Genomic DNA, 24,392 nt, shown 5'->3' on the forward strand with positions numbered 1-24,392 from the left:
TCGACGGTTGTGCGGATTATTCACAGTCTGACCTGCTCTTTTGGAGCGTTCTTTGGCCGGTTCGAATGTCGGTGGGTGGCGGCAGGATGGGGTTGTGAACGGAATCGTCGAGACGCTCGAAGAGGTGCGGTCTTCGCTCCTGGGCGTCGTGGGGTTCGACGATCCCGCGGGGTGGTCCGATGACGAGTTGCTTGCGGTGACAGCGGCGGTCGAGGCGGTCGGTCGGGTGGTCGACGCGGCCCGCGTCGCGTGCGCGGGCGAGGTCGGCGAGCGTTCGCGGGTCGAGCTGGGCGGTGAGCGGCTCTCGACCCGCCGCGGATGCCGCACGGTCGCCGAACTGCTCGAGCGGGTCACGCTGGTGTCGGGCGCCGAGGCCCGGCGTCGCAGTGCGCTCGGTGCGGCGACACGGTCCCGGTACGGGTTGACCGGTGAGGCGATGGAGGCGCGGTTTCCCGGCGTCGCGGCGGCACTCGCGAGCGGTGAACTCGGCGCTGATGCCGCGGGGGTGATCGTTCGCGAACTGGACGGCACTCGGCGGGTCGCCGACCCCGTCGCGCTTCGCGGTGCCGAGCAGGAACTCGTGGCCGCGGCGGTCGGGTCGGGCGATGCGGCGGGCGACGATGCGTCGGGCGACGCTGCGCCGGTGCGGTGCACGGCCGACGAGTTGCGGGTGCAGGCGCAGGTGTGGGCGGTCTTCCTCGACCAAGACGGGCCGGAGCCCGACGACGAACGCGCGATGCGGCGGCGAGGCTTCAGGTTCGGGCGGGCTCGTGACGGGCTGATCCCGGTCACGGGTGAACTGCTGCCCGAGGTCGCGGCCGGGCTGGGGCGCCTCTTCGATGCGCACCTGGCACCGCGGTCGGGCGGCGGGTTCATGACCGCCGAAGAACGAGCCGACCTCGAACGGAGCGGCGAGGAGCGCACTGCCGACCAGCAACGCCACGACGTCGTCGCAGCGATCATCGCCACTGCCGCGCGTTCGGGTGAGCATCCCACGATCGGCGGGGCGGCACCCACGGTGCTCGTGAGCGTGCGGGCAGCCGACCTGAAGGAGGGGCACGGGGTGGCGCATGCCGACGGGGTCGAGATCCCGGTGTCGTTGCGGGCCGCCCGGCAGCTGATGTGCACCGGCGGAATGCAGCAGGTCACGTTCGACGGTGCCGGCCGCATCATCGGGCTCGGTTCACCCGAACGCTGCTTCACCCCGCACCAACGGCGTGCGATCACCCTGCGCGATGGTGGATGCCTGATCCCGGGGTGCCGGGTGCCGGCCAGCTGGTGCGAGATCCACCACGTGATTCCCGACGCTGACGGTGGCCCGACGCATACCGACAACGGAGTGTTGCTCTGCTGGTTCCACCACCGCACGATCGAGACATCGGGGTGGGGCATCCGCATGATCCGCGGGGCCCCGCAGGTGCGCCCGCCCGCGTGGCTCGACCCGGGCGGCGGGTGGCGGAGCGTCACGAGATCACCGACCCGACTCGCCGACCGGGTCGAACGAAGACCCGCCGCCGTGGCGTGAACCACCGCGCGCGCGACGGCTCGAGGGTCTGCGTGTGCGTCGAGCGGGCTGCGAGTACCGATCGACGAGCGTGGGCGCCGATCGTTGAGATCGGCGCCCGCTGTTGCCTGTCGGGGTGGTCGGTCAGCGCGAAAGCGAGACCCCGAGCGTGGCGAGCACACCGAACACCACGCCCCAGAGCACGATCGAGATGATCTGCCAGAAGATCACCGTGTTGCGGTTCGCGCCGAACGAGACCATCGCGGCCGAGGTGATCTGACTCGGCAGGAACGTCTGGCCGATGAGGCTGACGCCCGCGACGCCGTACTTGTCGAACATGCGACGCAGCTTCTCGCGGCGGGGCGACTCGGCGAGCTCGTCGGTCTCGACGGGCGCCGCGTCGACGGCCACCCCGGAGGCCGCCTGGTGGACCCCGGCGGATCCATGTGTGGCCGACCCGCTCACGCCAGATCCGCCTCGGGCCCCTGTGCTGCTCACCTTGCTGCGGACCGCCTTGCCGGCGACGACCTTGCCGCGCACCCCGTGCGCCGTCATCACGAAGATGAGCATCGAGATGACGTTGCCGATGACGGCGACGCCGATCGCGAGGGCGGTCGGCAACCCGATCAGCACCCCGACGACCGAACCGAAGTACGACTCCACGAACGGGATCGCCGAGATGAGCATCACGCCGAACCACTGGAGGAACGAGGGAAGGGAAGTGGTGAAGTCCTGCAGGGCGTCGATCACGACGAGTCCTTTCGTAGGGAGGCGCTGGCCATGGTGGGAGGGCATTGGTCCTCGTGGGGCATCGGCCCTCGGGGGAGGACGTTGGTTCAATCCTTCGCAGTCGGACCGGTCTGCGGCAGTGCCGCGGTGTCAGGCGAACCCGTGGGATTCTGCACGCCGGACCATGACAAATGTCACTGGCCTAGGCTCGAATCCATGCCTGCCGAACCCGCCCGCAGTGTGCAGACGACATGGCTGTACACGCTCGGGTCGATCGTCTTCTTCTTCGGGTTCCTCGACCTCGTCGTCGCACTGTCGATGCTCGAGGCGTACCTGCGCACCGACGACCCCGTGACCGCCGTGCTCGTCGTACTGATGCTCGTCGCGTCGGCGACGCAACTGAGGTACTGCTGGTTCCTGCGCGTCGGGCGTGGCGGCGGCCTGCCGAACGCGTGGTGGACCGCTGCGCTCCTCGCTCCCGCCGTCATCGTCTGGGTGCTCGGCCTCTTCTCCCAGGCCGATGCCCTCGCGGCCGCGGTGCCGCTCTGGGCTGCGGCGAGCCTCATCGCCTGCCTGCTGCCGAAGCCGCAGCGCCGCCTCGTGCTGCTCGTCGCACTCGTCACGGTCATCGCGCACCCGATGCTCGCCACCGCCGTGACCGGCGAACAGTTCGTGTTCGGCCGCACCTCGGACACCTGGATGATCGCCATCTTCGCGGCGATGCTGCCGGTCATGCTGCTCTCGAGCATGTGGTGGTGGGAGGTCGTGGTGCAGCTCGACCGGCACCGTCGCACCGCCGCCGAGCTCGCCGTGACACAGGAGCGCCTGCGCTTCGCCTCCGACCTGCACGACATCCAGGGCCATCACCTGCAGGTCATCTCGCTGAAGTCCGAGCTCGCCGAGCGCCTGCTCGAGATCGACCCGGCCGCCGCTCGCGAGCTCGTGCACGAGACCCGCCTGATCGCGAAGCAGGCCCTCGAAGAGACGCGCTCGCTCGTCGCCGGCTACCGGCACGTCGCGTTCGACGACGAGCTCGAGAACGCCCGCGAGGTGCTCACCGCATCGGGCGCCGAGTGCACCCTGCGGCTCGGCCCGTTGCCCGCCGACGCCCTCGCGCAGAGCGCGCTCGCCTCGGTCGTGCGCGAGGCGACGACCAACATCCTGCGACACAGCGAGGCGACGACGGTGACGATCGAGATGACGACCACGAGCGAGCACGTCGAGCTCGCGATCGTGAACGACGGCGTGGCGGTGCAGTCGGCGGCGACGGCTGCGACGGATGCCTCGGCCGCGACGAATTCGACGGGCGTGACGGATGCCTCGGCGCCCGGCAGTACCGCCGGCCCCGCCGCCGGCCCTCCCGCCGGCCCCGCCGTGACACGCGCACCGGGCTCGGGGCTCGCGGGCCTCCGCGAGCGGCTCGCCGCCGTGGGCGGCACGCTCGACACGGCGACGGATGCCTCCGGCACCCGCTTCGAACTTCGGGCCACGGTGCCCGTCGGCGCGCGGGTGACGACGTGAGCGGCAGCATCCGCCTGCTCATCGCCGACGACGAGCACCTGATCCGCGGCGCCCTCGTGGCGCTCCTGAACCTCGAGCCCGACATCGAGGTCGTCGCGAGCGCCGACAACGGCGTGACCGCCGTCGAGCAGGCGATCGCGACCGTGCCCGACGTGTGCCTGCTCGACCTCGAGATGCCCCACGCCGACGGACTCGAGGCGGCCGCGCGCATCCTCGCGGCGGTGCCGACGCGCGTCGTGATCGTGACCCGGCATGCGCGACCGGGCGTGCTGCGACGTGCGCTGGCGTCGAAGGTCTCGGGGTTCGTGCCGAAGTCGACGCCGGCCGAAGACCTCGCCCACGTCATCCGCGACGTCGCCGCGGGCCGTCGCTACATCGACCCCGAGATCGCGGCGACCGCGCTCACCGCGGAGCGCTGCCCGCTCACCGACCGAGAACTCGACGCCCTGCGCTTCAGCCGCTCGACCACGAGCGTGCAGCAGATCGCCGAGCGGCTGCACCTCGCGCAGGGCACCGTGCGCAACTACCTCTCGTCGGCGATGACGAAGCTCGACGCCTCGTCTCGCCACGAGGCCGCCGAGAAGGCGTGGCAGCAGGGCTGGATCTGAGGCGGCAGCAGGGCTGGATCTGACGCGTCAGCCGTCGAGCACGTCGAGCTCGACCTCGATCTCGTCGCCCTCGCCGATGTCCTCGGCCTTCAGCACCGCCCTCTTGAGCGGCAGCACATAGGTCTCGCCGAGCGGGAAGATCGAGGTGCTCCACGTCGTGCCGCCGACCGTCGCCACCACGCGAACGGAGCCGAAGCCACGAGGCATCCGCGGCTGGTCGGAGATGTCGGCGCCCAGCTCGGGCGGGACGTCGACGAAGAACCAGTTGCGCCGCGCCGTCCATTCGTAGATCTCGGCCGGGAAGCGAATGCGCATGTCGCGATCGTACGCCGCGCGGCTGCCGGATGCCTAGCGTTGAGCGTCCTGTCGAAGCTCGGTCGTCGCGGCGCCGGTCGGCACGGCGTGTGCTCGAGGCCAGGTCCAGGCGGAGCGCAGGATGAAGATTAGGAGCACCACCTCGATGCCGATGGAGAGGCCGTAGAAGAAGGACCACTCCCAGGTCGCCCCTGCCGCGTTGAAGACCGAGTAGGGGATGAGGAGCGATGCCACGACGAGGTTCGTGGCGCGGTTCACCCGGGCGGGCAGCGCCATGGAGAGCACCACCATCAGGGCAGGGATCGACACTGACGCGAGGAAGACGGTCAACAACGTCGAGCTGATGTCGAACTGCCAGATGCGGCCATCGAGGATGCCGTCGACGACGCCGGGCTTGTAGAAGTTGAAGACGTCGACGTAGACGTAGAGGAACATGAAGCTCGTCCACGCTGCGGAGATCTTGGCCTGCACGGGAACCGGCGGGTTGTCGAGCGGGTTCGCAGGTGTCGTTCGGATGGTCATCGGTTCGTCTTTCGAGAGGAGCGGTCCGTCCGCCGGAGTGGCGGCAGGTGGGGCGTACAGCGTACGCGTACATCGTACGCGTACGCTGTACTATGACGCGTACGCTGTACGCTTGTCAAGCCAGTCGAGAGAAGCGAGGGTGCCCGTGTCCGCCAGGGAAGAACGCCAGGTCGCGTCAGATGCGGGGCTCAGCAAGCAACGGGTGGTGGTCGAGGCGGTCCGGCTCGCCGACCGCGAGGGGGTCGCCGGGCTGAGCATGCGCCGGTTGGCCGGCGAACTCGACGCGGGCGCGATGACGCTCTACCGCTACGTCGCGAGCAAGGACGAGCTGCTCGACGCCATGGTCGACCTCATGTTCGAGGAGATCGAGTTGCCGCCCGAAGAGACCGACTGGCAGTCGGCGATGCGACAGCGAGCGATATCCACGCGACAGGTTCTCGCCCGCCACCCCTGGGCGATCGGCCTGCTGGAGTCACGGACGTCGCCGGGGCCCGCGAATCTCCGCCACCACGAAGCGGTCACCGCCTGTCTGCGGAGGGCCGGATTCTCGGTCGTGATGGCGACGCACGCCAATTGGTTGCTCGACAGCTACGTCTACGGATTCGCCCTGCAGGAAGCCGGCCTGCCGTTCGACACCGCCGCTGAGTTCGCGGATATGGGCGAGGATGTCTACCTGCCCCAGCTTCCGCCTGCCGAGTTCCCTTACCTCAACGAGTCGGCCGCGGCGCTCGTCGCCGCCGGCTACGACCCGGCCGAGGAGTTCACCTTCGGCCTCGATCTCATCCTCGCCGCGCTCGAACCCCTGAGGGTCTCCGGATAGCTTGTTCACGTGCCGGCGCGCGGCCCGCTGCACCGCGGTTCCGGCCGAGGCTCAGGGTGTCAGGCTCGGCAGGAGCGATGCGATGCTGCGCTCGGCGAATGCCGCGGCATCCGGCACTTCGCGCTCGCCCTCGTAGGCAGCGAGGAAGGCGCGGTGGAAGGCGACGCCGACGATGAGGCGTGCAGCCGACTCGAGGTCGGCATCGGCGCGGATGCGTCCGGCCGCCTGCTCCTCGCCGAGCAGGCGCGCAACGAGGGGCACGACGCTCTCGGGGCCGTAGCCGTGCGCACGCACGCCTTCGCGATGCTCGGCCAGCAGCTCGGGTGCCCCGAAGATCGACGCCGCCATCGGAAAGGTCTGCGTGAAGAACGAGAGCAGCGCGGTCACGATGCGCTCGAGGGTGTCGGGCAGGGCTGCACGGCCGGATGCCTCGGGCAGCTCGATTCGCGGCATCCGCTCGGTGAGCACCGCAAGGAAGAGCTCCTGCTTGTCGGCGAAGTTCTTGTAGATGAGTGCTTCGGAGCAGCCGGCGGCGCGGGCCAGCTCACGCGTCGTGGCGCCGACGACGCCGCGCTCGACGAGCACGATCGCAGCGGCATCGAGGATGCGGTCGCGGCTGGTGGTGAGCTGGGACATCGGGCCTTCCACTTGACAGGTGAGCGTTTGCTCACCGTATCATCGAAGCAGGTGAGTAAATGCTTACTCACCCCAATATCGACCGAAGGATCAGCCATGAGAATCGCAGTACTGGGAGCTTCGGGCCGCACGGGCGGCCTTATCGTCGACGCGGCGCGAGCGCGGGGCCATGAGGTGGTCGCGGTCGTCCGGCGTGCGGCATCCGCACCGTCGGGCGTCATCGAGCGCATCGCCGAGGGGCGCGACGTCGACGCGCTCACGGCAGCCCTCGACGGCGCCGACGCCGCGGTGTTCGCGATCGGGCCGACCGCGGCGAGCACCGACCACACCGTGATGCGCGAGAGCATGCCGGCACTCGTGAAGGCCATGCGCTCGGCCGACGTGCGACGCCTCGTGGTGGTCAGCGCGAGCGGACCGTTCACCGACGGCGACGACCCCTTCCTGAAGTTCGTGGCGAAGCCGATCGTGCAGCGCATCCTGCGCGAACCCTTCTCCGACTTCGTCGCGACCGAGCCCGTCGTGCGATCGAGCGCGCTCGACTGGACGATCGTGCGGCCGCCGCAGCTCAAGGACGGCGACGCCCGTGGCCGCTACCGCCGCGCGAACGGTGGGGGAGTGCCGTTCGGCATCTCGATCCGCCGGGCCGACCTCGCGGCAGCCGTGCTCGACGTGCTCGACGACGACGGGACGGTCGGGTCGACGATCACGGTCGCGGCGTAGCGGCGGTCGCGGCCTGGGCGCGGTGACGGCGGGCGGCGGTGCGGCGCTGCTGCGGTGCGGCGATGCTGTGCGACCGACAGCACGCTGCGCTGCGCCGGCGCGTCATCTGTCGCGCGCCTCGAGGTGGGCCCGCGTCTGCACGGCCGGGGTCGCGTCTAAGGTAGGGCGGTTCGCCTGAGGTGCGTGCCTCCATCTGAGGTGCCCAAGGCCGCCGAAGATGAGGCACACGCCCGATACGCGACCCCTACCTCAGCGAGGAATCTGGTCTCAGTGGCCGGAACCCGGCCCCAGCAGGTCTCGAAGGGATCGGAATCATGAACCTCGCATACGGGTACGTCGCACAGACGCTGCAGATGCACGACGAGCTCGACGCGGGTCGTCTGAACGAGCGGCGCCGCAACGCCGCCGACCGCCGCGCGCTGCAGGGCGAGCGCGCCGACGGCCGGCACGGCCTCGCCGGCCGATTCGCCGAGTGGCGCCAGGGGCGCTCGCGGCAGCGCATCCACGGTCTGCCGGTCGCGCACTGATCTCGAAGCTCGAAGAGCTGCGTGATGCGTCAGCCGGCCGCCGCGATGACCTCGCGGTGGAGCGCCAGCAGGCTCGCCGTCCGGTCGGCGGGGCCCCGGCCGAAGCCGCACTCCGTGCCGACGCCGAACGTCGCGACCCCCGCGGCGGCGAACGCCCCGCGGGCGGGCGCGAGACGGGCGAGTGCGCCGTCGACGCCGTCCTCGTGGTGCACGAGGCCGAGGAACGGCGTCGTCTCCGCGGGCAGCGCCCAGCCGGCGAGCGGCGCGAAGTACGCGGCATCCGTGCGCTCGATCGGCACCGGGAGGTGCACCCAGTCGATCCGACGCTCGAGCTGCGCCCCGAGCGCGTTCGCGACCGCGACCAACTTGCCCGCATCGGCCGGCTCGACGAAGTGCTTCTCGGCGACGTCGCCGTAGCAGAGGTGGAATCCGAGCTGCGCCTCGGCCGGCACCCGCGCGGCGAGTTCGGCGGCGAGACCCGCGATGGCATCGACGAGCTCGGGGGCATCCGCACCGCCCTCGGCGAAGAACGCCTCGAGCGGGCCGCCGCCGAGGCTCACGCCCTCGAGGTAGGCGAACTCGGTCGCCAGGTCGATCTGCACGGCGAGGTCGTCGGCGGGAATCGCTGCGGCGAAACGGTCGATCTCCATCGCGAGGGCCGCGGCGTACGCCGGGTACACGGCGGCGCGGTCGGGGGCAGCCACGTAGGTCGTGATGGGCGCGAGCGGTGACGGCAGGCACACCTGGAAGCGCGTGCCCGCGGGAATCACGCCCGCGTCGCGCAGGCGTGTGAAGTCCGCGTAGCTCGATGCCGCGGCATCCGCGTAGCCGAGCGATCCGAAGACGAGGTCGGATGCCGCGGCGGAACCGTCGAGCACGAGCGGGCGCAGATCGAAGCCCGCGACCACGATCGGGTCGATCGGCACGCGGCTGAGGCCGTCGACCGCATCGAACGCGGCGCCCTGGAACAGGATCCAGTGGAACCGCTCGCCGACCTCTCCGTCGGGGATGCGCGCGAGGTCGCCGCCGAGCTCCTGCGCGACGACCCGGAAGGTCGCCTCCGCGGTGGGCTGGTTGATCGATCCGACGAGGTGGGCACCGGCGACGAGAGGCAGTTCAGGCATCCAGCCATCGTAGATCGACACCCCTCGGCCGGGGTCTTGCCGCGGCATCCTGCTCGTCGTAGGGTCGCGTGCGACTGCGCTGCTCACCGACGATCGGAGCCGACATGCCCGCGACAGCCCTTCCGTCGAGCGGCGATCCGCTCGGCCCCGCGAACGGGCCGAAGACGTGCGACGCGAGCGGCATGGCCGAGATCCACCGCTACTTCCGCGCAGGCTTCGGCGAGGGGCGCGCGCTCGTCGAGGGGGTCGCCGAATCGGATGCCGCACATGCCGACGTCGTCGGCGACCACCTCTCGATGCTCTCGGTCGGGCTGCACGGCCATCATGAGGGCGAGGACATCCTGCTGTGGGGCGCGCTCGAGCAGCGCGCGCCCTCGTGCGCCGCGCATGTCGCGCGCATGAAGGAGCAGCATGCGCTCATGCTCGTGCACCTGAACGAGCTCGATGCCGCGCTGCCCGCTTGGCGCGCGAGCGGGCGATCGACGGATGCCGCGGCCGTGCTCGCCGCGCTCGACGGCATCACTGCCGCGCTCGCCGCGCACCTGCCCGATGAGGAGGCGAACATCGTGCCCGTGATGGAGGTCACGCTCACGCCGAAGGAGGTCGACGCGCTCGCCGACCACGGGCGCAAGGCGACCCCGAAGGGGAAGACGTTCGAACAGCTCGGCGCGATCCTCGCCGCGCAGCCCGATGGCGGAGCCGAGTGGCAGCGCAGCCATCTCCCGGCGCCGGTGCGCCTCATCTGGCGACTGATCGGCAAGCCGAAGTACCTGGCGAATCGCGCGGCGCTGGTCGGGCGGCGCTGATCTGGCAGCGCTGATCGAGTGGCGCTGATCGGTGGCGCTGATCGAACGGAACGCTCCACTCGTTATCCCCGAATCCGTATGCCAGTTCCCCCTCATCGATGAGGGGGAACTGGCATATCGATTCGCGGCAAGCTACACGTCCGATTTCCGCGACCGCGATCGGGCGACGGAAGCCGAGCAGCGACGATGATGGAGTCATGACCCGACGCCACGCCACGCTGACGACGCCGCTCGGCGAGCTGCTCGTCGTCGCCGATGGCGAGGCGCTGGTGGGCATCTACTTTCCGGGCCACTGGCACCCACCGGCATCCGGCTCGATCGGGGTCGAGGTGGCGGCGCAGGGCGACGAGCTCTTCACGCGCCTCGGGCGTGAGCTCGCCGAGTACCTCGCGGGGCAGCGGATCGCGTTCGACCTGCCGATGGCGCCCGTGGGCGACGAGTTCCAGCAGGCCGTCTGGGGGATGCTCCGCGACATCCCGATCGGCACGACCACCAGCTACGGCGAGCTCGCGTCACGGCTCGGCGATCGCAACCTCGCGCGCCGCGTCGGCAACGCGGTCGGGCGCAACCCGCTCAGCATCATCGTGCCGTGCCATCGGGTGGTCGGCGCCGACGGATCCCTCACGGGCTACGCCGGCGGACTCGAGCGAAAGCGACACCTGCTCGAACTCGAAGGAGCACCGGTGGTCGCGCAGGCGCGGCTGTTCTGAGGTTCTCGTCGTGAGGATCCCACTGGACGTCCGGCGCGGCGGGCATCCGCTTCGTCGCGATCCGTGGTGAGAATGGACGATGTCGCGAATCGGGTGGGATGCGAGTCGAATGTCCGCCGCTGCGCTCGTGGCGTGCCTGGCCGGTGGGGCCCTGGCCGTCGCCGGGGTCGTCGCACCGGCGCACGCCGACGTCGGGCCGGTGAATCCGGTGACCGTGGATCTCGACGGGCACGCGGCGAACAGCGGCTTCACCGTGGTCGTGCGCGGCGATGTGCACCTGGCCGCCGATGAGTCCGAGGGAACCATCGCACTCGGCGGAGATCTGAGCTTCGGGACGACGTACAACATCGGTACCGCTGCGACTCCGACCTTCACGGTGCCCGGTGAGACGAACCCGGTGCACCTCTTCGTCGGCGGTGGGATCGACTGGGCGAGCACCGGATCGGGGCAGATCCTGCGAGTCCTGAATCAGGGCTTCACCAAGATCGGCGACCCCTCCACCTTCGCGGCGTTCAACAAGAACCCCAACGACTACCAGATCACCGCACCCGGCGGGGCGATCGATCAGACGCCTCGCATCGAGGGCGTCGCGGCACAGTCACCGGCTTCGATCGCCGCGCCGGTGCCCGCAGGGCTCATCGACATCGAGGGTGCGTTCGCGCTCTACGAACAGCTGTCGACGGATCTCGCGACCTGCCCGGCGACCGTCGTCCTCACCGATGACCAGGGGGCGCCCGTCACGAGCCCACCGAGCGCACCGTTCCGGGGGCACGTGCGGCTGCAGCCGGACCAGACCAACGTGCTCTCGATCTCGGCCGACGACCTCGCGACCCTGCAGGAGCTGCAGTTCGACGACGTGCCGACGCAGACCTCTCCGCTGCTCATCAACGTCGCCGGCGACTTCTCGGGGGCCATTCCGAACTCGCCCGGGATCAGCGGCGCCGCGGCCCACTTCATCCTGTACAACTTCGCGGATGCCACGACGGTGACCGTCACCGGTGGGGACAGCCTGCACGGCACCGTGTACGCACCGCGCGCAGTCGTCGACTGGCGCCGGACGAACAACCTCGAGGGCAACCTGATCGCGGCGTCCGCGATCCACGGCGGCCCCGCGGTTCCCGTCGGCTTCCCGCGGGAATTCCACAATCGCCCGTTCGACGCCGAACTCGCATGCGCGACGAGCGCGCCCGAATCGACGCTCACGCTGCTCAAGCTCGTGCAGGGCGGCTCGGCGGTGCCGACTGATTGGACGCTCAGTGCCGTCGACGGCAGCACCGTGATCACAGGCGTCAGCGGATCCCCTGAAGTGACCGGGACCGTGACGGATCCCGGCGACTACGTGCTGAGCGAAAGCGGTGGACCGGCAGGGTACGAGCCGGGTCCTTGGAGCTGCACCGGCGCGACCGCCATGAACGGTGATGTCGTGACACTCGACGCCGGACAGGACGCCGTGTGCACTGTGACGAACGTCTTCACCGGCACGACTCCGACCCTTCCGCCAGACCCGGCCCCGGGGCCGCCTGGCGCGGGGCTCGCCGCGTCGGGAACCGACTCGACACCGGTCATGCTCATCGCAGCATGCGCGATCGGGCTGGGCCTGTGGTTCCGGATCGGTGCACGCAGGAGGCAGTCGCGCTAACTCGGGCGCACCGCGTCGCCGACGGCGATCGAGCCCGACGACACGGGGACCATGAGCACGCCGAACCACGTCTGGCCGTCCCAGCGGCGGTGCTTCGCGAGCGTGCGGATCGGCTCCTTGCCGCGGGTGATGGTCTCGGGGTCGATCGTCGTCATCACGCAGCGGTCGCAGACCTTCGCGATGCGGAAGCGCACGTCGCCGAGGTCGACGAACGGCCAGCCGTCTTCGGCGAACGGCTCGTCACCGTCGATCACGACGTTCGGCCGGAAGCGCAGCATGTCGAGGTACGGCGTCTCCTCATCGGTCCAGTCGTTGAGCTGAGCGAGGGATGCCTCGCTCGCGAGCAGCACCGGGCCGGCATCGGCCAGGGTCAGCCGGTCGTCGGGGAGGCCGCCGTTCTTCTCGTTCACCGTGCGCTCGCGCGGGTCGGGCTGCCAGACGAGCCGCGCCTCGATGCCGAGACGGGCGCTCAGCCAGGCGTCGGCCTCGTCGCCGCCCGGCAGCGCCGTGCCCTGCCGGGTGTGGCCCACGGCGATCGGTGCGGCATCCGTGGGGCGATCGACCCGGAGCGGATCCCCGGCGCCGCCGCGCTCCCCGAGCAGGAGCCCGCCGTCGGCGAGCAGCTCGGCCGTCAGCGCGAGCATGTGGTTCTTCTCTCGAGCCGTGACCGGCGAACCGGATGCGTCGACGACGCCCCAACGGCGATCGCCCGCGAGCCCCCATGGCAGCACCTCGGCCGAGTCGACGTCGACTCCGGCGAACGACTTGACGGGATGGATCCGGAGACGCGTGACCTGCATTCGAGCATGCTAGCGAACCTCACCCGGCCGAGCCCTGTCGGTGGCTGGTGGGACCGTTGCGTCGCCGCAGTGAAGTGTTGCGGAATGCAACAGACAAGACTACTGTTGCAATAAGCAACAGGAGGCGGAATGCGCAGCGAATCGAACACCGGCACGACGCCTGAGCGCGGCCCGGCCACGGCCGACATCCTGCGCGCCCTCATCGTCATCAGTCGCCGCGGCGTCGCCGACGCGCGCATCGCGAACCTCAGCCTGAGCATGACCGACCAGTCGATCCTCGGCTACATCGTCGACCACCCCGGCTGCCGCTCCACCGACATCGCGCAGGCGTTCCGCCTGAACCGCTCCACCGTCTCGCGCCAGCTCGCCGGCCTCATGAAGCTCGGCGTCGTCCGCGAGACGACGGATGCCTCGGGCCGCGGCCGCCCGCTCGAACTCACCGGCTCGGGCTGGGCCGCCTACGACGAGGCCATCGGCATCCTGCAGGGCGTCGTCGACGAGACCCTCGACGACTGGACCGACGCCGAGGTCGCACGCTTCGCGCACGACCTGCAGCGATTCAACACCGGCGCCGCGGGGGAGACCCGCCCGCGGCATCCGATCGAGGCGCCGGACGCGCCTCTCGACAAGGCGCCATGAGGCACCGCGCCCCCACAAGGGACGGAAGGAAAGAAGGAACAGCAATGACCGCACTGCGCAACATCACCGTGCTCGGCACCGGAGTGCTCGGCTCGCAGATCGCGTACCAGACCGCCTACCGCGGCTTCGACGTCGTCGCATACGACATCGACGACGCCGCACTCGAAGCCGCGAAGCAGCGCTTCGCCGCACTCGCCGACACCTACGTCGCCGAGGGTGTCGACGGCGCAGCCGACGGCAAGGCCCAGGAGGCGCTCGGCCGCATCACCCGCTCGGCCGACCTCGGCGAGGCCGTCGCGAAGGCCGACCTCGTGATCGAGGCGATCCCCGAGAACCTCGAGATCAAGCGCGCCACCTACGAGCAGCTCGCGACGATCGCGCCCGAGCACACGATCTTCGCCACCAACTCGTCGACGCTGCTGCCGAGCGACCTCGCGTCGTTCACCGGCCGCGCCGATCGGTTCCTCGCGCTGCACTTCGCGAACCGCGTCTGGGTGCACAACACCGCAGAGGTCATGGGCACCGAGGCGACGAGCCCCGAGGTCTTCCAGTCCGTGGCCCGGTTCGCCGCCGAGATCGGCATGGTCCCGATCGAGATCAAGAAGGAGAAGGCGGGCTACCTGCTGAACTCCCTGCTCGTACCGTTCCTGCAGGCGGCCGGCGAGCTCCTCGTCGACGGCATCGCCGAGCCCGACGCGATCGACAAGACCTGGCGCATCGGCACCGGCGCCCCGATGGGCCCGTACCAGATCTACGACATCGTCGGCCTCACGACGGCCTACAACATCTCGATGATGGGCGGTGCGAAGCAGCAGGCGTTCGCCGCCCTCATCAAGGAGCGCTACATCGACCAGGGCAAGCTCGGCGTCGCCACGGGCGAGGGCTTCTACAGCTACCCGAAGGGCGAGTAGGCGAAGCACCACCCCGTCGGAACCGACCACGCGCCCGGGCCACGGCCCGGGCGCGTCGTCATACCCATGACCGGCGCACGGCCTCGGCGCCGAGCTGCAACCGGGTGGTGACGCCCGCCGTCTCCATGAGTTCGGCGACGCGCCGCTGCACGGTGCGCACCGAGATGCCGAGCTGCGCGCCGGCCGCGGCATCGGTGAGGCCGAGCAGCAGGAGCTTCAACAGGTCTCGATCGACCGCGTCGTGCGTGCCTGGCAGCTCGCCGGTCGAGATGAACCCGGTCGACGTCGCCCAGTACTCCTCGAAGATCGCGATGACGAGGTCGAGCAGGCCGCTCGGATGCACCAGCAGCGCGCCCGAGGAGCGATCCTCGCCGCGCGACTTCATCGGCAGCAGCGCCATGTCGTCGTCGGCGATGATGAGCCGCGTGGGCAGCGTCGGCAGCACGCGGATCTCCTCGCCGTAGGGCGCGGACTCGCGCGCGGCGTCGATGAACCCGGGCCACTCGAGCACCGCCTTCTCGACGATGACGCGGTAGGTCACGCCGCGCTCGAGCGCGTCGTCTTCGGCGGTGTTCTGCTCGGCGTCGAGGAAAGCCACGTCGCTCAGCATGAACACCCGCACCTGCTGCCGGGCCGAGGCCTGCAGCTGGGCGAATCGCTGGCGCACGGCATCCGCACCGAGCACGACGTCGACGACATCGGGCGTCTCCCGCTGGGCCGCACCGCGCCGGTAGATCTCGCTCAGCTCGACGAGCGCCTCGTGCGCCTGGGTGAGGCGTCGTTCGCGGTCGAGGAGCATCGGCTGCAGCGCGAGCGACGGAGGCGAGGCGACGACCCGGTCGGGCGCGGACGCCTGTCGCGCGAGCAGTCCGAGCCGCTCGAGTTCGGCGACGATCCCGCGCACTTCGGCGGGCGATCCCGCCACGGATGCCGCGAGCTCGTCGATGCTCGCCGACGGCGACTGCAGGATGAGCCGGTAGAGCGCGGTGTGCTCGTCGTCCAGTCCGATCGCTTCGAGCACGAAGGCCTTCCGTTCCGCGTCATGCCGACCCGCCGTCATGGCGGATCGAAGCCATGGCATCTCTCCGCCACCACACTAGCCACCGCCGCGTGAGAGGTTGCTTGGCAAGTCACTCCGAACGCGTGAGAGGTATCCCTAATGCCACGAAGCATCAGACCATCCGCACATCGTCGCCGATCGATCGCCGCCGCCATCAGCGGCCTCGCGATCGGCGTCGCCGGGGTCGGCGCGGCCGCACTCCCGGCCACCGCCGACCCGACCGGAGGCGGCACGGCACCACCGGCCGCCTCGCCCGCGACCCCGGCGTCCGCCGGCGGCACGCACACCGTCACCCTCATCACCGGCGACCGGGTCACCGTGACCGACCTCGCCGACGGCACGCACACGGTCGAGGTCGACCCCGTCGATCCGGGCGAGGGGTTCCAGACGCTCGACGTCGCGGGCGAACTGCACGTGCTGCCCCGCGGCGTGATGCCCTACCTCGCGGCAGGCGTCGTCGACCGCGATCTCTTCAACGTCAGCCGCCTCATCGAGTACGGCTACGACGACGCCTCGGTCGACGCGACGCCGGTCATCCTCGAGCTCGACGGCGATGCAGCCGCCCGCCGCTCGGCGCCGGATCCCGTGCCGGGCGTCGCGCTCGGCACCCCGCTCGCGAGCATCGGCGGTGCCGCGGCGTCGGCCGATCACGCGAGCGCCGAATCGACCTGGGCAGCCTTGACGGATGCCGCGGCATCCGATGCCCGCAGCTTCGGCGCCGGCGAGCCCGAAGCGGTGAGCCTCGGCGGCGGCGTCGCGGCGATCCACCTCGACGGCAAGGTGCAGGCGACGCTCGACGAGAGCGTGCCGTACATCGGTGCGCCCGAGGCATGGACGGCCGGGTACACCGGCGATGGCGTCACGGTCGCCGTGCTCGACACCGGCTACGACGACACCCACCCCGACCTCGCGGGCCGCGTGCTCGCCGAGTCGACGAGCTTCGTGCCCGACGAGGCCGTCTCCGACGACCCCAACGGGCACGGCACCCACGTCGCCTCGACCATCGCCGGCACCGGCGCCGCGAGCGGCGGCACCCACCGGGGCGTCGCCGACGGCGCGAACCTGCTCGTCGGCAAGGTGCTGAGCGCCGCCGGCGAGGGCCAGGACTCGTGGATCATCTCCGCCATGGAGTGGGCCGCCGACCGCGCCGACATCGTCTCGATGAGCCTCGGCACGCGGTACGGCGACGACGGCACCGACCTCATGTCGGTCGCACTGAACGAGATCTCGGCCGAGACCGACGCCCTCTTCATCGTCGCCGCGGGCAACTCGTCGGCACCCGAGACGGTCGGTTCGCCCGGCTCCGCCGCGAGCGCGCTCACCATCGGCTCGGTCGACGACCCGAGCGGCGAGCTGTCCTGGTTCTCGAGCCAGGGCCCACTCGTACGCTCCGGCGACATGAAGCCCAACCTCGCGGGTCCCGGCAACGACGTGACCGCCGCCCGCTCCGCAGACAGCGACGGTTCGGGGTCGTACGTCAGCATGAGCGGCACCTCGATGGCGACCCCGCACGTCGCGGGCGCCGCGGCGATCGTGAAGCAGCAGCACCCCGAGTACACGGCGGCACAGCTGCGAGCGGCGCTCACGAGCACGGCGACGGATGTCGGGCTCACGCCCTACCAGGTCGGCGCGGGCGTGGTCGATGTCGCCGAGGCGATCGACGCCGACATCGTGGCCTCCGGCTCCGGAGACTTCGGCATGCTGTCGTGGGGCGAGGACGACGCGCTCGTGACCCGCACGATCGAGTACGCCAACCGCGGTGACGCAGAGGCGACGATCGAGCTGGCCGCGGCGCTCACCGACACCACGCCGGGCGCCGGCGGCGGTCTCGAACCCGGACGCGCGGCCGTCGAGGCATCCGAGGTGCTGACGATGGATGCGACCTCGCTCACGATCCCCGCCGGCGAGACACGCTCGGTCACCCTCACCGCCGACCCGTCGAAGGTGCCGGCCGGGGCGCAGCTCTCGGGCGCGCTCACGGCGGCGATCGGCGGCGACGCCGTCACCCGCACGGCGCTCGGCATCATCGCCGAGGCCGAACGCTACGACCTCACCGTCACGGCGACCGACTTCGACGGCGAACCCCTCGCGACCTACGGATGGATCTGGAACGCCGAGACCGGCTGGTACACGTCGTTCGGCGTCGACGGCGAGACCACGCTGCGACTGCCCGCGGGCCTCTACTCGGTGATGTCGTTCATGGACGTCGCCCGGAACTCCGACACGCAGGCCATCGCGCTCGTCGGCGACCCCGACGTCGTGCTCGAGGGTGCGGCGACGGTCGCGTTCGACGCCCGTGCCACCGAGCCCGTGACCGTCGACGTCGGCGAGGACGACCTCGAGGCGACGGTGCGCCGCATGGACTACCAGGTCGACGGGTTCACGGGCAGCGCCCTCGCGCCCGTCTGGATCGACGAGCTCTACGCGCAGCCGATGGAGGCGCCCGAGGCCGAGAGCTTCGACTTCACGACGCGCTGGCGCCTGCAGCAGCCGACCCTGTCGCTGAATGCGGGCAAGGAGCGGCTCGACCTCATCGCGCAGGCGGGATCCACGCTGCTCGACGGCGCGATCCGCGCACGCGCCGTCGACGTGGGTCTCGGCAGCGCCGAGGAGTTCGCCGCGGTGGATGTCGCGGGCAAGGTCGCAGTCGTGACCCGTTCCGACGTCGTCTCCGCTCCCGAGCGGTCGGCGAACGCCGTCGCCGCCGGTGCTGCGCTGCTGCTCGTCGTGAACGACGCCGATGGAGAGCTCAGCGAGTGGGTGGGCTCCGCCGACTACGAGTCCGACACGCCCATCCCGGTCGCCGCGATCAGCGGCGTCCAGGGGCGGCAGGTGCTCGAGGAGATCGCGCGGAAGAAGGTCACCGTCAGCGGCGAGGGCGTCGTCGATGCCGACGAGATCTGGGACATCGCGCGCTACAGCGACGGCGCGGTGCCCGACGACCTCGACTACCGGCCGCGGGACCTCGCGCGCATCGACACGACGTACTACGGAGACCCGGCCCTCGTCGCCGAGTTCCGATGGGATTTCGTGCCGGGCGTCGAGTACGGCAGCGGCTATCCGATGCGCACGACCCGCGGCCTCGAGCGCACGGAATGGGTGAACACCGACCAGGTCGAGTGGTACCAGGACGCCACGGTCGTCGACGCGGGCTGGCAGATCCGCGACGTCAAGCGCGGCTTCGAGCCGGGTCAGGAGCTCGAGTCGAGCTACTTCGGTGCGATCGTGCGACCTTTCGTCGGTCCCGGCTACTGGGCGCCGAACCGCAGCGGCGACTACGCGCAGGTCAACCTGCCGTCGTGGGCTGACGGGGCGAGCCCCGACCACACCGGCGCGTTCGACACCTACTCGGGTGCCGACGACCGGTCGCAGCTCATCGAGGTCTACATCGACGGCGCGCTCGCCGAATCGTCGGACTACCAGGGAGCGACAGTCTGGGACATCCCCGACGGCGAGTCCGAATGGCGCGTCGTCGACACCGCCACGCACGACGGCACCTCGCTCGAATCGTCGACGTCGACTCGCACGGAGTGGACCTTCACGTCGTCCGGTTCGGCCGACGACCCCGCTCGGCAGTTGCTGCCGATGATGCAGGCGTACTACGACGTCGAGCTCGACGAATCGGGCACGGCCGGGGCCGGGCGCAAGCGCGGCGCCCCGGTGAAGCTCGAGCTCGAACTCGGGCATATCGCGGAGGCATCCGGCATCGCGGCCATCGCAGACGCGACGCTCGAGGTGCGGGTCGACGGGGGCGAGTGGCAGCCCATCGCGCTCGACGTCACCTCGGCCGACGACACGGTGGACGAGCCGTCGGAGGACGGCCCGCCGATGTTCTCCGAGGGTCGCGACGTCGTCACGGCGTACGCCGCGAAGATCCGCGTGCCCGACGCCGGTGCATGGGTCGACCTGCGAGTGACGGCGACGGATGCCGCGGGCTCGACCTTCAGCCAGGAGATCGAGCGGGCGTTCGAGGTCGCTGCGGTGAAGAAGGGCGGCCGGCACTGAATGCAGGGTGAACCTGTGAACCGGTGATCCGGTGACGAGCTGAGGCCCGAGCGAACGCTCGGGCCTCAGTCGTGCCGGGGCGCGTCGCGCTCGTCGTGCGCGTCGCGTTTGCGCCGGCGGCGCGGCTCGTCGAGCCCGAGGTGCACCCGCGTGCGCTTGCGCTCGAAGACGATGAACCCCGCACCGAGCGCCCAGAGCGGCAGCTGGGTGAGGAAGGCCAGGCGGAACGCCTCGAGGCTGTAGGTGTCGGGCGTGCCCGCGCCGAGCGCGTCCATCGCGATGCCGATGAACAGGATCGCGAGGAGGGCCGCGAGGAACCCGCCGACGTTCACGATGCCCGTCGCCGTGCTGAGCCGGTGGCTCGGGTTGTGGGTGCGAGCGTGGTCGAACCCGATCATCGACGCCGGGCCGCCCGTGCTGAGGGCGAGGGCGAGTGCGAAGAGCAGCCAGAGCGGGGCGGGGCCGGGCCACAGGATCACGGCGAGCCACGCGACGACCTGGACGGCGATGATCGGCAGCACGAGCATGCGCGAACGCCGCATCGGGTGACGACTCGAGAGCGCCCCGATGACGGGCCCGATCACCATGCCGGCGACGACGTAGACGCTGAAGACGAGCGAGGCCATCGCGGGCGTGAGGCCCTCGCCGACCGTGAGGAACGGGAACCCCCAGAGGAGCACGAACGCGGTGCCCGAGAACGGCGTCGTGAAGTGCGACCAGAATGCGAGCCGCGTCGCGGGGTGCGCCCACGACTCCGTGAACCCCTGGCGAAGGTCGGCCGACGACGTGACCGCGCGGATGGCGCCGGTCTTCGTGTCGACGCTCACGTCGGCGTCGCGGCCCGGCGGGCGGTTGCGGATGACGGCGAACGTCAGCACGGTGAAGAGCACGCCGAGCCCGGCGAGGGTGCCGAAGGCGACGGTCCAACTCGTCGCGTGCAGCAGCGCCGCGATCGGCAGGATCGCGAGCAGCTGACCGGACTGCCCGACGATGCCCGTGAGCTGCACCATGAACGGCGCCTGCCGCGTGGGGAACCAGACCGCGACGACGCGGAGCACGCTCGGGAAGATGGCCGCGTCGCCCGCGCCGAGCAGGATCCGGGCGACGATCGCCGTGCCGACGTCGGGGGCGAAGGCCATCACGAGCTGGCCCGCCGCCATGAGGAACATGCCGATCGTGATGATCGGGCGCGCGCCGAACCGGTCGAGCAGCACGCCGACCGGGATCTGCATCGCGCCGTAGACGAAGAGCTGGATCACGGCGAACATCGACAGCGTCGAGGCATCCGCATCGAAGCGCACCGCGGCGTCGACGCCCACCGCGGAGAGCGAGGTGCGGTTGGTGACCGACAGCATGTAGGCCGCGACCCCGACACCCCACACCAGCCACAGCCGCCAGGGGCGAACTGGCGCGGGGTCGATCGTCACGGGGCCTTCACTTCGTCGGTTGCGACGACGAGGGGTGCGGGCCGTCCGTTCCAGCGTATCCCGACGAGCGGATGCCCCGTCGCTTGTGTCACGACGAGGCATCCGTTCGACCGTCAGTCGAGCAGGTGATCCAGCGCCCGGCCCATCCAGTCGGCTCGAGTGGCGGCATCGGCGATGCCCTCGAAGCCGAAGCCGGCCATCAGCGAACCCGGGGTGGCCACGACCGCGGCCTCGGGGAACCCTGCGGCCGTCGTGATGATGAAGTTGTTCGGGTTCGGGCCGCTGCCCGGAGGCGGTCCGGCGATCGACCATCCGCCGGTGTCGCCGTTCTCGAACGACGTCGTGCCTTGGCCCGTCGAGACCTCGATGTCGTCCACGAAGACGCCGAGACCCTGAGTCGACCAGTCGCTGATGTACGCGATCGACAGCTCGACGGAGCCGCCGGCGTACGCCGACAGGTCGACCGACCACTGCTGCCAGCCGCCCGAGTTGCCGGAGTCGGCCCACCACTCACCGGTCGTGCCGGTCGAGGTGCACGTCGTCGCCGCGACGTCGAGCGTCTGGTAGTGGTCGAGCTGCGGGTGCAGGTCGCGCCATCCGGCCGGGCAGCTCTCCCCGGTGCTCTGGGTGGTGTTCCCGTTGACATCGGGCAGGGTCGTCCAGTCCTCCCCGCCGGCGGGGCGCGCCTCGACAGCGAGGTGGTCCCAGTCGGCCTCGGTGTCGTACGACGCCCAGAACGACATCGTGGCGCCACCGGCCGGGACGGTGAGCGTGTTCGTCAACCGCTTGTACGACACGTCGCCGATCTGCGAGTAGGCGTACGCGTCGCCGGTGTGCGGCTCGAACGGTCCACCCTCACGATCCCACCTGCCGGCGACCCAGCTCTCGAACTGCGGGTACACCGCCGGGTCGAGGATGCCGCTCGTCGTGATGAACGAGTTGCTGTGGTCCTGGTTGTCGGCACTGTCGGCGCCGTTGAAGCCCCACTCGAGGCCCGAGAACGGGGTGTCGACACCGAGGACGTCGAGGAGACCGTCATCCGTGGTGCCGGCATCGTCGACGACGAGGTACGCGCCGAGCCAATACTGCATGGTGTCGTTCATCGAGTCGCCCGAACCGCCGAGTGGCCGGCACCGCTCGAGGATTCCCTCGCTCGTGCGGCACGGAGCATTCGCCGCCGTGGGGTCGTAGAGCTGGTTGCCCGTGACCCCCGCCGCCGCGTACTGGCTGCCGGCGTACTTGCCGGTGTACAGCACTTGGCCGCCCTCGTTGAGGAAATCGCGAACCTCGAGGGTGTTGTCCATCGCCAGCCGCGAGGCGTTGCCACCGGGCCAGCCGGCTTCGCGAGTGACGATGTCCTCGCCGGTGTACCAGATGACGGCGTCGTAGTGCGAGAGCACGCCAAGGGCGTCGGGTGCCGTCCGGTTGCGCGCGTCGACGTCGTAGACGTCGTATCCGGTGCCGTTGGCGTCGAGCGCGTCCTGGTAGTAGTCGAGGTAGTTCGGTCCGCCGGCCTGCGCCGGGGAGGCGCCCGTGTAATCCTCCGCCGCCATGATCAGCACGTCGTCGGTGGATTCCTCGACGGCCTTGTAGGTGAACGAGTCGCTCGACTCGCCCCCGCCTTCGAACCACACCTCGACGTCGTCGCCCGGAGTGGTCCCCGTGACGACGCCGCGCATGGTGTGGAAGTAGACGCCGGTCTTGCCGCCGTAGCGGTCACCGCCGGTCCATTCCTCGGTCGGGGCGGCGACGGCGGGGCCGTCGTTGATGGAGTACTTCAGCGTCACGTCGCCCAGGCTGCGCTTGGCGATGACGCGCACCTCCTGCGGGTCGCCGTAGGAGTAGTCGAACGTCAGGTTCACCTGGGGCAGGCCGTCCTTGTACGTGTCGTCGCTCTGCAGGTAGAAGGGCTTCGTCTCGAGGCCCAGGTGCGACACCGGGTTGGCGGGGTCGGCCGCCGACTTCGCCACGTCGAGTGCGAAGGGCAGGGCGCGTTCGAACTCCGCCTGCACCTGCGCCTCGTCGTCGGGGAACACGAACCCGCCGCCGGCCGGCAAGCCTTCGCCGAGTTCCGGTGTCCACGCCAGGGTTCCCTCCTGCGAGTGCGCGAAGTCGGTGGTCTCGCCGTTGGTCACGTACAGCACGTCCGACGACAGGCCCGGCTCGAAGTCGGGAATGGCCGGCTCGTCACGGTTGCCCGACAGCGCGTAGTAGATCGGGTCGTCCGCAGTGGGCGTGCCGGTCTGCCATCCCTCCGCGTACAGCAGCCACTGGCCGAAGGAGTGGTAGTTGACCTGGAACGAGAGGTCGGCCCGGTCGAAGAGCGACATCATCGCCTGCGTCTCGGGCTCGGAGCCGGCCGATGGTCCACGGTAGGTGTCGCTGCTGCTCTGCGACGACGAGCCCTCCTCGTCCCAGCCGAAGTGCTCGGGGTAGTTGCGGTTGGGGTCGACGCCGTCGGCCCGTGTGACCTGGCCGTCGTTGTCGTTGTCGCGCAGGTTCTTGCGCCACAGCCGCTCGGTGTCGAACGTGTACTGGTAGCCGTCGGGGTTGGCCACGAGCACGAACCACAGTTCGTTGTTCTTGAGGAGATCCTTGATCTCCTTGTCGTTCGTCCGCCAACCGTCGATGTAGTAGTTCAACAGTCGTCGGTTGACCTCGGTGGAGATCCACTCACGGGCGTGCTGCGTCGAGCTGTACAGCACGCCGGGGCGCGTCCCGTCCGCCTGGCCCCTGGCACCCTGGGTCAGCTTCAGTGCGATGATCTCGCGGCCCTCGTAGGTGTGGCCGAGCACCTCGAGTTTGACCAGCTGGGGGTTCTGCTTCGCGAGGCGGTAGAGCTCGTCGCGGATGCCTCCCGGCTCGTCCCAGGAGCGCCACACGGTGTAGCCCTCCGTGGCCTGCTCGTCGGCCAGTTGCCGAGCGGACTTGCCGTCCTTGTTCTTCTTGACCTTGACGTCGAGACCGTGGGCCTGGAGGCCCTTCGCCTCGTCGGCGGTGAGCACCAGGTCGATGCTCACGCCCGAATCGGTGACCGTGCTCTGCGCGACGTCGAAGCCGGCGGCGGCGATCTCGGCCGCCTCTGCAGAGCTCACGTCGGCCGTGTACATGTCGAGCGCCCCGGTGTCGTCGTCGACGGCGCTCGCGCCGACGGGACCGAGCATCGAGAACGCCAGTGCAAGCGTGGCGACCCCGAAGATGAGGCGATTGGGAATGCGATGGGTTCCAGCCATGACGACTCCTTCGGTCCGTCTTCGGCCAGAACGGGAGTGACGACGTCGTCTCGGGTGCCTGATGCTCGTCACAACTCTGTGCTCACTGCGGACCCTCAGGGGTTAGCCTCCTGCGACCCGCCGCGGCTGTCAAGTC

21 protein-coding genes are annotated in these 24,392 nt (G+C 70.3%); 12 read left to right on the plus strand and 9 right to left on the minus strand.

The features are described from left to right. Window positions 1–94: 94 nt before the first annotated feature. Window positions 95–1,525 carry an HNH endonuclease signature motif containing protein gene (locus ESP57_RS13745; protein ID WP_165877482.1) on the plus strand — a complete coding sequence of 477 codons (1,431 nt, stop codon included), beginning with the start codon at window positions 95–97 and terminating at the stop codon, window positions 1,523–1,525. 123 nt (window positions 1,526–1,648) lie between these two features. Here ESP57_RS13745 and ESP57_RS13750 read toward each other — a convergent pair whose 3' ends face one another. Further along, the gene (locus ESP57_RS13750; RefSeq protein ID WP_129231991.1) at window positions 1,649–2,254 is read right to left on the minus strand and encodes a hypothetical protein; all 606 of its coding nucleotides are present in this window, start codon (window positions 2,252–2,254) and stop codon (window positions 1,649–1,651) included. A 195-nt stretch (window positions 2,255–2,449) separates the two neighbouring features. Between ESP57_RS13750 and ESP57_RS13755 the strand changes: the two genes are divergently transcribed. After that, the gene (locus ESP57_RS13755; protein ID WP_129231992.1) at window positions 2,450–3,754 is read left to right on the plus strand and encodes a sensor histidine kinase; all 1,305 of its coding nucleotides are present in this window, start codon (window positions 2,450–2,452) and stop codon (window positions 3,752–3,754) included. After that, window positions 3,751–4,362: a response regulator transcription factor gene (locus ESP57_RS13760; RefSeq protein ID WP_129231993.1), complete on the plus strand. Its 612-nt coding sequence runs from the start codon at window positions 3,751–3,753 to the stop codon at window positions 4,360–4,362. Before ESP57_RS13755 ends, ESP57_RS13760 begins: the two co-directional genes overlap by 4 nt. Window positions 4,363–4,389: 27 nt before the next feature. On the opposite strand, the gene ESP57_RS13765 is transcribed toward ESP57_RS13760, so the two are convergent. Then, complete coding sequence (locus ESP57_RS13765) at window positions 4,390–4,677, minus strand: DUF1905 domain-containing protein (RefSeq protein ID WP_056011408.1); 288 nt, start codon at window positions 4,675–4,677, stop codon at window positions 4,390–4,392. A gap of 33 nt (window positions 4,678–4,710) precedes the next feature. Further along, entirely contained in the window at window positions 4,711–5,199 is a 489-nt protein-coding gene (locus ESP57_RS13770; RefSeq protein ID WP_129231994.1) for a DUF6326 family protein, read from the minus strand. Here ESP57_RS13770 and ESP57_RS13775 point away from each other — a divergent pair. Further along, complete coding sequence (locus ESP57_RS13775; RefSeq protein WP_243648534.1) at window positions 5,192–6,019, plus strand: TetR/AcrR family transcriptional regulator; 828 nt, start codon at window positions 5,192–5,194, stop codon at window positions 6,017–6,019. The genes ESP57_RS13770 and ESP57_RS13775 overlap by 8 nt on opposite strands. Before the next feature lie 51 nt (window positions 6,020–6,070). Here the strand turns inward: ESP57_RS13775 and ESP57_RS13780 are convergent, their stop codons facing one another. Further along, entirely contained in the window at window positions 6,071–6,655 is a 585-nt protein-coding gene (locus ESP57_RS13780; RefSeq protein WP_129231995.1) for a TetR/AcrR family transcriptional regulator, read from the minus strand. 96 nt (window positions 6,656–6,751) lie between these two features. Between ESP57_RS13780 and ESP57_RS13785 the strand changes: the two genes are divergently transcribed. Both ESP57_RS13785 and ESP57_RS13790 read left to right on the plus strand, forming a co-directional pair. Further along, window positions 6,752–7,375 carry an NAD(P)-dependent oxidoreductase gene (locus tag ESP57_RS13785; protein WP_082571432.1) on the plus strand — a complete coding sequence of 208 codons (624 nt, stop codon included), beginning with the start codon at window positions 6,752–6,754 and terminating at the stop codon, window positions 7,373–7,375. 314 nt (window positions 7,376–7,689) lie between these two features. Further along, window positions 7,690–7,902: a hypothetical protein gene (locus ESP57_RS13790; RefSeq protein WP_129231996.1), complete on the plus strand. Its 213-nt coding sequence runs from the start codon at window positions 7,690–7,692 to the stop codon at window positions 7,900–7,902. A 29-nt stretch (window positions 7,903–7,931) separates the two neighbouring features. Here ESP57_RS13790 and ESP57_RS13795 read toward each other — a convergent pair whose 3' ends face one another. Continuing rightward, window positions 7,932–9,026 (minus strand): hypothetical protein, encoded by a 1,095-nt coding sequence (locus ESP57_RS13795; RefSeq protein WP_129231997.1) that lies wholly within the window; start codon window positions 9,024–9,026, stop codon window positions 7,932–7,934. A gap of 104 nt (window positions 9,027–9,130) precedes the next feature. Between ESP57_RS13795 and ESP57_RS13800 the strand changes: the two genes are divergently transcribed. The 3 genes from ESP57_RS13800 to ESP57_RS13810 all read left to right on the plus strand — a co-directional run bounded on the left by ESP57_RS13800 (window position 9,131) and on the right by ESP57_RS13810 (window position 12,181). Beyond that, window positions 9,131–9,832: a hemerythrin domain-containing protein gene (locus tag ESP57_RS13800; RefSeq protein ID WP_129231998.1), complete on the plus strand. Its 702-nt coding sequence runs from the start codon at window positions 9,131–9,133 to the stop codon at window positions 9,830–9,832. Window positions 9,833–10,029: 197 nt separating this feature from the next. After that, complete coding sequence (locus ESP57_RS13805) at window positions 10,030–10,542, plus strand: methylated-DNA--[protein]-cysteine S-methyltransferase (protein ID WP_115960849.1); 513 nt, start codon at window positions 10,030–10,032, stop codon at window positions 10,540–10,542. A gap of 109 nt (window positions 10,543–10,651) precedes the next feature. Then, window positions 10,652–12,181 carry a collagen-binding domain-containing protein gene (locus ESP57_RS13810; RefSeq protein ID WP_158556758.1) on the plus strand — a complete coding sequence of 510 codons (1,530 nt, stop codon included), beginning with the start codon at window positions 10,652–10,654 and terminating at the stop codon, window positions 12,179–12,181. Here the strand turns inward: ESP57_RS13810 and ESP57_RS13815 are convergent. Beyond that, complete coding sequence (locus ESP57_RS13815; RefSeq protein ID WP_129231999.1) at window positions 12,178–12,981, minus strand: MOSC domain-containing protein; 804 nt, start codon at window positions 12,979–12,981, stop codon at window positions 12,178–12,180. The genes ESP57_RS13810 and ESP57_RS13815 overlap by 4 nt on opposite strands. 129 nt (window positions 12,982–13,110) lie before the next feature. On the opposite strand from ESP57_RS13815, the gene ESP57_RS13820 reads away from it, so the two are divergent. Both ESP57_RS13820 and ESP57_RS13825 read left to right on the plus strand, forming a co-directional pair. After that, on the plus strand, window positions 13,111–13,620 hold the full coding sequence (locus ESP57_RS13820; protein WP_129232000.1) for a MarR family winged helix-turn-helix transcriptional regulator: 510 nt from the start codon (window positions 13,111–13,113) through the stop codon (window positions 13,618–13,620). 44 nt (window positions 13,621–13,664) lie between these two features. After that, entirely contained in the window at window positions 13,665–14,531 is an 867-nt protein-coding gene (locus ESP57_RS13825) for a 3-hydroxyacyl-CoA dehydrogenase (RefSeq protein ID WP_129232001.1), read from the plus strand. 58 nt (window positions 14,532–14,589) lie between these two features. Here the strand turns inward: ESP57_RS13825 and ESP57_RS13830 are convergent, their stop codons facing one another. Then, window positions 14,590–15,552: a helix-turn-helix domain-containing protein gene (locus tag ESP57_RS13830; protein WP_129232002.1), complete on the minus strand. Its 963-nt coding sequence runs from the start codon at window positions 15,550–15,552 to the stop codon at window positions 14,590–14,592. A gap of 138 nt (window positions 15,553–15,690) precedes the next feature. Here ESP57_RS13830 and ESP57_RS13835 point away from each other — a divergent pair, with 138 nt between their 5' ends. Beyond that, complete coding sequence (locus tag ESP57_RS13835; protein ID WP_129232003.1) at window positions 15,691–19,596, plus strand: S8 family peptidase; 3,906 nt, start codon at window positions 15,691–15,693, stop codon at window positions 19,594–19,596. 65 nt (window positions 19,597–19,661) lie between these two features. On the opposite strand, the gene ESP57_RS13840 is transcribed toward ESP57_RS13835, so the two are convergent. Beyond that, window positions 19,662–20,951 (minus strand): MFS transporter, encoded by a 1,290-nt coding sequence (locus ESP57_RS13840; protein ID WP_243648555.1) that lies wholly within the window; start codon window positions 20,949–20,951, stop codon window positions 19,662–19,664. Between the two features lie 185 nt (window positions 20,952–21,136). Then, entirely contained in the window at window positions 21,137–24,256 is a 3,120-nt protein-coding gene (locus ESP57_RS13845; protein ID WP_129232005.1) for a M14 family metallopeptidase, read from the minus strand. Window positions 24,257–24,392: the final 136 nt, after the last annotated feature.

The organism is Agromyces fucosus, from assembly GCF_004134865.1.
Classification (GTDB): Bacteria; Actinomycetota; Actinomycetes; order Actinomycetales; family Microbacteriaceae; genus Agromyces; species Agromyces fucosus.

What these genes read in the sequence shown, in the direction of transcription:
- ESP57_RS13800 (WP_129231998.1), top strand. Translation starts at nt 9,131, where the DNA reads ATGCCCGCGACAGCCCTTCCGTCGAGCGGCGATCCGCTCGGCCCCGCG.
- ESP57_RS13810 (WP_158556758.1), top strand. Translation starts at nt 10,652, where the DNA reads ATGTCCGCCGCTGCGCTCGTGGCGTGCCTGGCCGGTGGGGCCCTGGCC.
- ESP57_RS13795 (WP_129231997.1), bottom strand. Translation starts at nt 9,026, where the DNA reads ATGCCTGAACTGCCTCTCGTCGCCGGTGCCCACCTCGTCGGATCGATC.
- ESP57_RS13775 (WP_243648534.1), top strand. Translation starts at nt 5,192, where the DNA reads ATGGTCATCGGTTCGTCTTTCGAGAGGAGCGGTCCGTCCGCCGGAGTG.
- ESP57_RS13755 (WP_129231992.1), top strand. Translation starts at nt 2,450, where the DNA reads ATGCCTGCCGAACCCGCCCGCAGTGTGCAGACGACATGGCTGTACACG.
- ESP57_RS13770 (WP_129231994.1), bottom strand. Translation starts at nt 5,199, where the DNA reads ATGACCATCCGAACGACACCTGCGAACCCGCTCGACAACCCGCCGGTT.
- ESP57_RS13790 (WP_129231996.1), top strand. Translation starts at nt 7,690, where the DNA reads ATGAACCTCGCATACGGGTACGTCGCACAGACGCTGCAGATGCACGAC.
- ESP57_RS13805 (WP_115960849.1), top strand. Translation starts at nt 10,030, where the DNA reads ATGACCCGACGCCACGCCACGCTGACGACGCCGCTCGGCGAGCTGCTC.
- ESP57_RS13845 (WP_129232005.1), bottom strand. Translation starts at nt 24,256, where the DNA reads ATGGCTGGAACCCATCGCATTCCCAATCGCCTCATCTTCGGGGTCGCC.
- ESP57_RS13835 (WP_129232003.1), top strand. Translation starts at nt 15,691, where the DNA reads ATGCCACGAAGCATCAGACCATCCGCACATCGTCGCCGATCGATCGCC.
- ESP57_RS13815 (WP_129231999.1), bottom strand. Translation starts at nt 12,981, where the DNA reads ATGCAGGTCACGCGTCTCCGGATCCATCCCGTCAAGTCGTTCGCCGGA.
- ESP57_RS13825 (WP_129232001.1), top strand. Translation starts at nt 13,665, where the DNA reads ATGACCGCACTGCGCAACATCACCGTGCTCGGCACCGGAGTGCTCGGC.
- ESP57_RS13765 (WP_056011408.1), bottom strand. Translation starts at nt 4,677, where the DNA reads ATGCGCATTCGCTTCCCGGCCGAGATCTACGAATGGACGGCGCGGCGC.
- ESP57_RS13785 (WP_082571432.1), top strand. Translation starts at nt 6,752, where the DNA reads ATGAGAATCGCAGTACTGGGAGCTTCGGGCCGCACGGGCGGCCTTATC.
- ESP57_RS13820 (WP_129232000.1), top strand. Translation starts at nt 13,111, where the DNA reads ATGCGCAGCGAATCGAACACCGGCACGACGCCTGAGCGCGGCCCGGCC.
- ESP57_RS13840 (WP_243648555.1), bottom strand. Translation starts at nt 20,951, where the DNA reads ATGCTGTCGGTCACCAACCGCACCTCGCTCTCCGCGGTGGGCGTCGAC.
- ESP57_RS13780 (WP_129231995.1), bottom strand. Translation starts at nt 6,655, where the DNA reads ATGTCCCAGCTCACCACCAGCCGCGACCGCATCCTCGATGCCGCTGCG.